This window comes from Holdemania massiliensis AP2 (genome assembly GCF_000327285.1).
In the GTDB taxonomy this organism is placed as follows: Bacteria; Bacillota_I; Bacilli_A; order Erysipelotrichales; family Erysipelotrichaceae; genus Holdemania; species Holdemania massiliensis.
The window spans coordinates 990,892-1,000,126 of the sequence record NZ_HE998568.1; the positions used below are offsets into that span (position 1 = coordinate 990,892).

The following is a 9,235-nucleotide window of genomic DNA, read 5'->3' on the forward strand; positions in this document are numbered from 1 at the left end:
ATAAAAAAGAGGAATGGCAAAATAAGGCGCAGTTCTCTGCGTAATTTTGTCATTCCTTTTATCATGGAGGCCCATTCAGCCGATAACAGAAATTCTCATTCCTCGGATCTCCGCATTTAGTGTTCAATATTGTCAGTTTTCAGCAGACTGCTTTGATTATTTCCGACTGATTCTTTTCAGCAGTGCAGCGCAGATCAATCCAGCGGTCAAAAACATCGCAAGCAGCGGAATAAGCAGTTCCGCCTGAAAGACAGCTCCGCTCATCAGCGGATAGCCCCAGGAGGCAGGGAAAAACCGCCCTGCCGCCGCGAACCCTTTCGGCAGCATTTCGGCCGGAAACATAATGCCGGAAAGCAGAATCGAAGGCAGGAAGAATAAAATTGAAACCATCGAGGTTTTCGCCTGATCGCGAACGGCCAATCCAATCACGCTGGCGATGCTCAGCGATACTGCGATAAAAATCGCAAGACAGCCAAAGTACGCTCCAGTCTGTATCGGGAATTCGGCTTGGAACAACAGCGGCGCTGCAAAATAAAGAATCAGGCTCATAATGAATAAGTGAACAAAAGCTGAAATGTTGCAGAGAACAAGTCCCAGCACCAAAGGCACGCCGTTCGCCTGATAGACTTTCCTGATATCCGTTCCATAGATTTCAACCAATGTCGGCGGCAGACCGATCAAAGCTCCCATCGTTACGCCGAACACCGTCATCGCGGGAATCAACGTCGCTTCAGTTCCGGGCATGATCGAAGTGAAAATTCCGCCCATGACAACAAAAAACAGCAGGGGTACAAGGTAGCAGGTAATCAAAAGCGTCTTGCTTCGGATGTCCAGACGCCCCTGCAATGCAATTCCGTATAAAAATGCCTTCATCATTTTTCTCCTCGTGTCATCGAAATGAAATGTTGTTCAAGCGAACCCCGGTCTACATGAATATCGCTGATGCCTTTGCCTTCAGCCTTGTATTGAGCTAAAAGTGTAAGCAGTGTTTCAGCAATATCTTCAGTGGCAAACTGAGCCACTCCTGCCTCTGAGCGAATTGAAATATTATATTGTTTTCCAATCTTTTCATTCAGCTGCGCAACCGTTCCGACAAAAGCAAGCTTGCCTTCAATCAAAATCCCAATCCGATCGCACAGACTTTCTACTTCCACCATATCATGGCTGGCCAGCACCATTGTCTTTCCCTGCGCTTTCAGCTGGCGAATTTGTTCATGAAGCGCGATCCGGCCCTCGACGTCCAGTCCGGCTGTGGGCTCATCCAAAATAAGAATATCCGGATTCCCGATCAGCGCCAGAGCTAAATGAAGCCGCCGTTTTTGACCGGTTGACAGCTGAACATATTGTTTTTTCGCAAACTCCTGAATTCCCATTGTTTCCAATAACCCCGGATCCGGCTCGGTTTGGTTCCAATAAGCAAACAAGCTGACAGCCTCGCGGGCCTGGATGCGTTCCGGCAGGGAAGCGGATTGAAGCTGGATGCCCATTTTACCGTTAATCCGGATCTGACCGTCATCCGCCTTTTTTAAACCTTCGATGCATTCCAGGGTCGTTGTTTTTCCCGCTCCGTTGACGCCCAGCAAAGCGAAAATCTCCCCTTCATACACTGTAAAATTCAGGTTCTTTAAAACAATGTGATTCCCGTATTGCTTGGTCAGTCCGTGAACCTCAATCGCTGTATTCATCCTTTCTCCTCCTGCATCGGATTAAATCCGTTCCTTTCAAAATAGGTATTCAAAGCTGGCCCAATGAAAGCATTAGCTTCCGACTGTTTCGCTTTCCAGCCCGGCTCGCTGCCTTCAAATTTTCCGATTTCCACCAGTTTCGGCAGCAGACTCAGATCACCGCCGGTGAACTCATCAATCAATTTCCAGAAGGCTTCCGCCAGAGCCTGACCCTGATCACTATCCGGCGATATCCCATCTTCATACAGTTGAATCGCTTGTTCCTGAATCCGCATAAATGTCCGAATGAAACTCATTCCGCTTTCCTGATCAAATCGTTGCCGGATATGATCCAGCATTTGATCATCAAAGTGTTTGATCAGCCAGTAAAAATCGTTCTTCATTTGTAGATTCACAATGATATCCGCATATTTTTTGAAATCCACGGCTTCCATTTTCAACACTTCTTGGTGAAGCGTCTCAATTTCCTGCAGGGACTGCGACAGGCCCTCAATTTTTTCACGCAGGGCCTTCGCCTGATCACTTAAAGCACTGGCCACTTCTGCCGGACTGTCCAGCGGAATCAGTCTGTTTTTAATATCGGACAGCGAAAATCCAAGATGCTTCAGGGATAGGATCTGATGCACCATGACCAAATCTTTATTTGTATATAAGCGTCGGCCGCCCGAACTGACTGCCGAAGGAGAAAGCAATCCTTCTTTATCGTAATGCTGCAGCGTTCTTACAGTAACCCCCAGTTTTTTGGCAGCTTCGCCAATTGCCATAAATCCTTCAGGAATCGCTTTTTGTTTTTCCATCATTTCACCGCCTTAGTTTTAGTATAACGAATGACGCTGCGTCACAAGCAAGTCTTTTCTTTTCTTTTTCACTGAAGAATGCAAAAAACATCGCCGACTGTTCTCTAAAACATAAAAAAGCACCTGCTGTATGTTAGGTGCGAGTAAAAAACGCAATCCTCAGCTGTCATAAAAGTCAGACATGCTTAAAAATACCGGCCTTGTTTCATCAGGCTGATCAATGTTCATGCTGAATAGGAGGAAAGGAACTGAGAATCACTTTTAATTTTTGGGAAACTCAGCGTTCGTCGCCCATGAAAAACAAGCCTATAACTCCCGCGCCGGTATGACTGCCGATTACTGGGCCGGTATAGCTGATCAGCGACTGAGAAATTCCGAAGCGTTCTTTGACCATTTGGGCTACTTGTTGGGCTTCTGATTGAACATCTCCCTGACAGATCATGAAGATATCATTCTTATCCTTCCAGCTGCCCATCTTTTCTTCCATCAGATCAACAAGCGTTTTCAGTGATTTTGTGCGGCCATGCACCTTCCCGATCACCTGCAGCGTTCCTGCCTTATCGACATGCAGAATCGGTTTGATGTTGATCATCGTACCGACGATTGCCGTTGTCTTAGACACCCGCCCGCCGCGGTATAAGTGATTGAGATCATCAACAGTAAAGATGTGACAGACATTTAGTTTATGGGCTTCAATCCAGTCTGCCGTTTCTTCCAATGAAGCACCCTTTTGCTTCATTTCACAGACTTTATGCAGCAGCAGGCCCATTCCGGTCGATGCACAGAGCGAATCGATCACGATGATCTTGCGGGCAAAGCCTTCTTCCTTCAACATTTCCGCCGCGATCCGGCAGCTGTTATAGGTTCCGCTTAAAGCTGAGGAAAAACAAAGGCACAGGATATCTTTATTCTGTTGAGCTGCTTTACGGAAACCTGTCAGCGCTGCTTCCGGATTTACCTGCGAGGTCACAGGCATTTCGCCTTGGCGCAGCTGGTCATAGAATTCCTTCATCGGCAAGCTGTCAGTTTGTGTGTAAGTCCGGCCACGCATGGTATAGGTTAAGGATAAAACTGGAATTTGATGTTGGGCATAGAAGGATTCTGGCATATCTGCAGTACTGTCGGTTATCAGAATAAAATCACTCATTCAGTAGTCCTCCTTTGATAAAGTTTAAGTTTAGATGTTTTTCGCGCTTTTCAAAGAATAAGCAACACTTGCTACTTATTCGACGATAGAAGTATAAGCCTATCAAACCTTTGAAGCAATGGTCAAATTCGCTTTTATCGTTTCTTATTGGGCAATATGAAATTATTATGTTGATTAAGCTGAGATCATTACAGATTAATTTAGCTTTTCTCTACATATTTGTTTCTTCATTGACATAAGCAACATCTGAGGATTATACTATGTTCAAATCAGGTGATGAAATGGAAAAGAACTTAAATAAAAAAGACAAACGCGTGATCAAGACGCGTAAAGCAATCATCCATGCCACAATTCAATTAATGAGTATGAAATCCATTGAGCAGATCACGATAAAGGAAATCGCCGATACCGCTTTGATTAACCGCAAGACTTTTTATACGCATTATAACTCCATCTATGATGTGCTCAATGATATTGAAAATGACATTATTCAGTCTTTAATCGAAATTCTTGACAGCACTGATTTTTCCGCAGAGCGGCTTAATCCCTATCCATTGTTTGAAAAACTGACAACCATGATCAATCAGGACGCCCTCTTTTTTCACAGCTTGCTCCAATCTTCCGGCCACAGTCATTTGCTGAATAAAGTAAAAGAAGTCGTCAAAGATCATCTTCTCATTCAATTTGATAAATATTTTCCAAATGACAATGTTCTTCCTCAATATGTGCTTGAATTCATTGCATCCGGATTGATCTCCGTATATCAGCAATGGTTTTCATCCGATGATCATTCATCTTCACTGGAGGAAATTTCAAAGCTGACAGGCCTGCTTATTTTTGATGGACTTAATGGTGTGTTTCGACAAAGACAACTCGAATTAGACCAACTTTCCATCAGCGCTTCCTCGACTGTATAAAATGCCTGTGCTTTACTGACTTAAGCACAGGCATTTTCCTGATTAGAAATGAATCGTTGCTTACAAAAACTACTGATTCTTTTGAAATTCAATGTAGTCACGATACCAATAATAACTTTTTTTAGGTATACGTTTACAGTTATTTTCATAATCAACATGAACAAGACCGTAGCGTTTTTCATAACCATTGATCCAACTGTATAAATCCATTGTACTCCAGATATAGTAACCCTGCAAATTACATCCCTCTTCCTTTGCTTTAGCAAAGAAATCTAAATACTCTTCTAAGAATTCGATTCGTTCCTGATCATTAATTTCACCCTTTTCGTCTACCGTTTCAAACATTCCATGTCCATTCTCTGTTATGAACACCGGTATATTATTATATTCATCTCGCAAACGAATCAGCGCATCATAGCCGCACTTGGGATATATCTCACGACCCCAAGGATTTTTTCTTGTTGTTGGATCGATATCCGGCTGGAACAATCCTTTGACCGTCACGCCCTCTAAAGCTTGAGAATGATGCGGATCGTTATTAACGACCATTTGTGTCTCTCCAAATTCATACGGTTTTACTACTTTTCGAGCATAAATATTATCCCCAATCCAGTCAACTGTATTTTCTCTAATTAAATCTAAGTCTTCTTGTTTAACAAAGGATAAATCAACCCCTAAATTCCGCAGTGTATCCCCTAAATCGTCAGGAAATTTTCCGAGTACAGCTGCTCCAATCAACCATCCATGAAACAGCATATTAGCATATCGTTTGGCTTCTCGATATTCGGGTGTATCTTTTAAAATATCTGCACGACTTGCCCCGGAATTTACAATTCCAATCTTGGCTTTCAATTTCAGCTTTCGGAATTCCTGAATTGCCTTTGCATTCGCAACCATATTGTGATAACAAACTTTAACTAAATTCTGGACATCGCCAACATGATTCGGTGGATAATTCCCCACTAAATATGAACAATAGGAATTGTGATTAGGCTCATTAATCGTTGCATAATATGGAATTCGATCACCGAAAATCTCAAAACATCTTTTGCAATAAGCTGCAAACTTATCAATTGTTTCTCTTTTTTCCCATCCATCAGCACCAATGTAGCTTGGTAAATCGTAGTGCAATAAGGTTACATTGGGAAGTACTTTATACTTTTCACAAATATCTAAAACTTGATTGTAAAACTGGACTCCTGCCTCATTTACGATACCATCATCATGAGGGAAAATTCGCGACCAGCTAATGGAGAAGCGAAATGTATTCTGTCCTCCTTCAGCTAACATCCGGATATCTTCTTCAAAATGATGATAGAAGTCACAGGCAACATCCGCAGTTATGCCCTTCGTATTCTTATTGCTATGTACAAAATCATCCCAAATGCTGGTTCCTTTTCCATCTTCCTGCCATGCTCCTTCGCATTGATAGGCTGCCGTCGCAGAACCCCAAAGCATCTGATCTCCGTTTATCATTTTTATCATTCCTATTACCTCCTTTATTACTTTTTATCCTTGGAATTACAATCTGTATATTTTTCTTAAACAAACAGAAACGATCACTAGTTAATTACTTCATTGCTAAACTTTTTATTATTCTCCAATTTGCCTTCTCTTCTTAAGATTATGCAGGTCGCAAAGAAAGATACAATCATTCCAATCAGAGCCGTTACGATGGCAATTAGGACATAATTAATATTTCCATTTTGATCGACAAAGAATAAAAGCGTGAGCCAACCCGGACATCCTCCATGCACAAATGTTTTCAAATGAAAGAATCCTGCAAATAAGCCAGCACATAATGCCCCGACAGCATGGCCGATCATACATTTAGGATGTGATATTAACTGTCCATAAAAGGCAGGTTCCGTTACGCCACACAACGCAGTGATTCCTGAGGAAACTGCGGTCGCTTTCTGGGCTTTGTCTTTCATGGAGAATGCCAGCGCCAGTGTTGTTGCACCAATACAGATATTAGAAATAAACCCAATTACAATTGTTACTGGATTATATCCCAGTTTGTCCAACAATTCCAAAGCAATTGGATGCAGTCCTTTATCAAGACCAAACATGACCATATATGGATAAATCATCGAAAGCAAAGGCAATGCGATAATACCTAAGGTGTTGGATACCCAAAGCACAAAATCCGCTACATATCCGCTCAGCAAATTTCCGGCAGGGGCTAAGAGAATCAATACGACAGGAGTAACAATAATCATAGTCAGGAGTGGTTTCAAAAAGTAAGATAACGTCTTCGGTAATACTTTTTTTAATCCCTTGTCAACAAAATACATCAGGGCAACTCCCAAGATAACTGGAAGGATTGTAGATCTGTAGCTGACTTGCGGAACTAGTAATCCGAAAATATCAGGAATCAGACCGTTTTCAAATGTGGGAGAAATCAAAACTGCACCGAGCATGGCGCCCATAATCGGCTGCATTTTTAGCTGCTGAGCCATTGTATAACCAATATAAATAGGCAGGAATTTAAAAGCAGCATCAAAAATATTTAACATCCATTGTGCAGTACCGCTGTCAATTGAAACACCGAAGTAGTTAACCAACAAATTCTTAATAGCTAAAATCATACCTCCTGTAATTAACGCAGGAATAATCGGCATGAATATCGGTGCAATAAAATTGCTGAATTTCAATAAATAATACTGAAAATCTCGCTTTTCATAAGATTGCGATTCTTCTGATTCTGTTACAATTCCCTCCGAATTTTCTGATTCAGTCCAACCTGTATACTCTAAAAATTCATTGTACGCATCGTGAACATCGGTTCCAATAATAATCTGAACAGTTCCCGCTAGTGCAATAATTCCTGATGAATTCGGCAGATTTTCTAGCAATTCCATTTTAAGCAGTTCCTTGTTACGGTAACTTACGCGCAAACGAGTGGCACAATGAGTAATATAAGTAATATTACTCAAACCCCCGATTCCCTTTAAAAGCTGCTCAGATAGTTTTGAAAACTTTGTCATAGTTTATCCTCCTTATCAACTATCTACATGCTGGATTTGTACAGCCGTCTGCAGTAAGCCGCACATTAAACTTGCGCAAGTCTAATCCTTTATCTAAAACAGACTATTGTCTATTCTGATACTTACTATTCTTTAAGCGAATTAAGTGAATCATTAAATACATTTTTTCATCTTCGTTAATTTCATACTGACATTTTTCTTTGATAATATCCATAATATGTTCAACACAGTTCAATTCCTCAGTATGCGATTTTTCTATGTCTGTGAGAATGTTTTCAAATAATGCGTTATTGACTTCATCTTCATTTTTATTAAAAATTCGTTGAATCAGAAAACGGCAATGGGTCATGAATCGATCAAAAGAAATGGTATTCTGTTCTGTATGCAAGGTTTCAGACACATAATGTGCAATTTCAGCAATTGTTGATGTGATTTCATAAATCATTGGCATAGAACAATTCATTTCAGCATTAATAATATGCAATGCAATAAAATTTGCTTCAGAATCTGGGATATTAATATGTAACCGGGATTGAAGAACTTTTAAGGCATCTAAGCCTAAGATATACTCTTCATGATATAAATTTTTTACATTGGTCAGCAGAACTTGATCAAATTCAATATGGTTTTTAACGCGCTCTATCGTTGTATAAATATGATCGGTGAGTGTCACATAAATAAAGTCATTAATTTTTTTAGAAGAGTTCTTCTTTATATATGTAATAATCTGATCAGCAGCAAGAATATACTGCAAAGGAGTATTCCTGACAATGCTTTGAAACTTATAATTAGTTTCTTTTTCTAAACAGAAAACTTTCTCGATTTTCCGCTCATCAATTTCGTCATTCTTTCTGATACCAAATCCAATGCCTCCTCCAACTAAAATAATTTCTTCGCCTTTATCATTCATAGAAACGATACTATTGTTATTAAATATTTTAGTGGCTATCATTTCTTCTCACCTCGCTTGCTTTATAATAATCTGAAAACTGGTTCATACATGCTGATTTGCCCAGTATCCTTAATCAACTGAATTTTTCGGTTAGTAGCAATAAGCATTACGGTTGTATCATAGCCTGATTTTTTTATCATTGGGAAGTCAACCTCCAATAATAAATCACCCCGTGACACGGAATCTCCAATCTTAACTCGTTCTTTAAAGGGTTTACCATTCAATTCCACCGTATCAATTCCAATATGAAGCAATAGTTCAGCACCGTCTTCTGCTCGAATTCCTAAAGCATGTTTTGTTTCAAAAAACATTATAATTTTTCCATCGACAGGACTGAATATTCTTGAATTGCTTGGTTCGACAGCTACTCCATCGCCTAACATCCGTTTGGAAAAAACCGGATCACTTACATTATCTAAATTCTTAGCCAATCCTTGAACAACACTATAAACATTCATAAAGTATCTCCTTTTAAATACATAAAAGACCTATCCGCAACAATGTGCAAATAGGTCTCGCTTGCTTAACACAATAACAATCCTAATGTGCTGTCTTAATATATTTATATTATTGCAAACAATGTAAGCGTTGTCAATAACTTTTATTTTTTTGTTAATTATTACCTTTATTTGATTGAAGCGCTTTTTCATGGCTTAAAATTTTTTGATTTCTTAAGTAAATATTCAACTAGTAACGATGTATTGGTTTATTAGTCTGAAAAATCACCAGTAAAATGAAAAAGAAGAC

The 9,235-nt window shown here is 40.1% G+C and carries 9 protein-coding genes; 1 reads left to right on the plus strand and 8 read right to left on the minus strand.

The window, feature by feature from the left end; translation table 11 throughout:
- Positions 1-156: 156 nt before the first annotated feature.
- From BN162_RS12395 to BN162_RS12410, 4 genes are all read right to left on the minus strand, one after another.
- Positions 157-873 carry an ABC transporter permease gene (locus tag BN162_RS12395; protein ID WP_020225435.1) on the minus strand — a complete coding sequence of 239 codons (717 nt, stop codon included), beginning with the start codon at positions 871-873 and terminating at the stop codon, positions 157-159.
- Positions 873-1,685: an ABC transporter ATP-binding protein gene (locus BN162_RS12400; RefSeq protein ID WP_020225436.1), complete on the minus strand. Its 813-nt coding sequence runs from the start codon at positions 1,683-1,685 to the stop codon at positions 873-875. Before BN162_RS12400 ends, BN162_RS12395 begins: the two co-directional genes overlap by 1 nt.
- The gene (locus tag BN162_RS12405; protein ID WP_020225437.1) at positions 1,682-2,482 is read right to left on the minus strand and encodes a MerR family transcriptional regulator; all 801 of its coding nucleotides are present in this window, start codon (positions 2,480-2,482) and stop codon (positions 1,682-1,684) included. The genes BN162_RS12400 and BN162_RS12405 overlap by 4 nt, the downstream gene beginning before the upstream one ends.
- A gap of 277 nt (positions 2,483-2,759) precedes the next feature.
- The gene (locus BN162_RS12410; protein ID WP_020225438.1) at positions 2,760-3,629 is read right to left on the minus strand and encodes a DegV family protein; all 870 of its coding nucleotides are present in this window, start codon (positions 3,627-3,629) and stop codon (positions 2,760-2,762) included.
- A 281-nt stretch (positions 3,630-3,910) separates the two neighbouring features.
- Here BN162_RS12410 and BN162_RS12415 point away from each other — a divergent pair, with 281 nt between their 5' ends.
- Entirely contained in the window at positions 3,911-4,546 is a 636-nt protein-coding gene (locus tag BN162_RS12415; protein ID WP_167540022.1) for a TetR/AcrR family transcriptional regulator, read from the plus strand.
- A 69-nt stretch (positions 4,547-4,615) separates the two neighbouring features.
- On the opposite strand, the gene BN162_RS12420 is transcribed toward BN162_RS12415, so the two are convergent.
- From BN162_RS12420 to BN162_RS12435, 4 genes are all read right to left on the minus strand, one after another.
- The gene (locus BN162_RS12420; protein ID WP_020225440.1) at positions 4,616-6,031 is read right to left on the minus strand and encodes a glycoside hydrolase family 1 protein; all 1,416 of its coding nucleotides are present in this window, start codon (positions 6,029-6,031) and stop codon (positions 4,616-4,618) included.
- Between the two features lie 77 nt (positions 6,032-6,108).
- Entirely contained in the window at positions 6,109-7,536 is a 1,428-nt protein-coding gene (locus BN162_RS12425) for a PTS transporter subunit EIIC (protein WP_020225441.1), read from the minus strand.
- 103 nt (positions 7,537-7,639) lie between these two features.
- Positions 7,640-8,488, minus strand: a complete 849-nt coding sequence (locus BN162_RS12430) for a PRD domain-containing protein (RefSeq protein WP_020225442.1) — start codon at positions 8,486-8,488, stop codon at positions 7,640-7,642.
- Between the two features lie 20 nt (positions 8,489-8,508).
- Complete coding sequence (locus tag BN162_RS12435; protein ID WP_020225443.1) at positions 8,509-8,946, minus strand: PTS sugar transporter subunit IIA; 438 nt, start codon at positions 8,944-8,946, stop codon at positions 8,509-8,511.
- Positions 8,947-9,235: the final 289 nt, after the last annotated feature.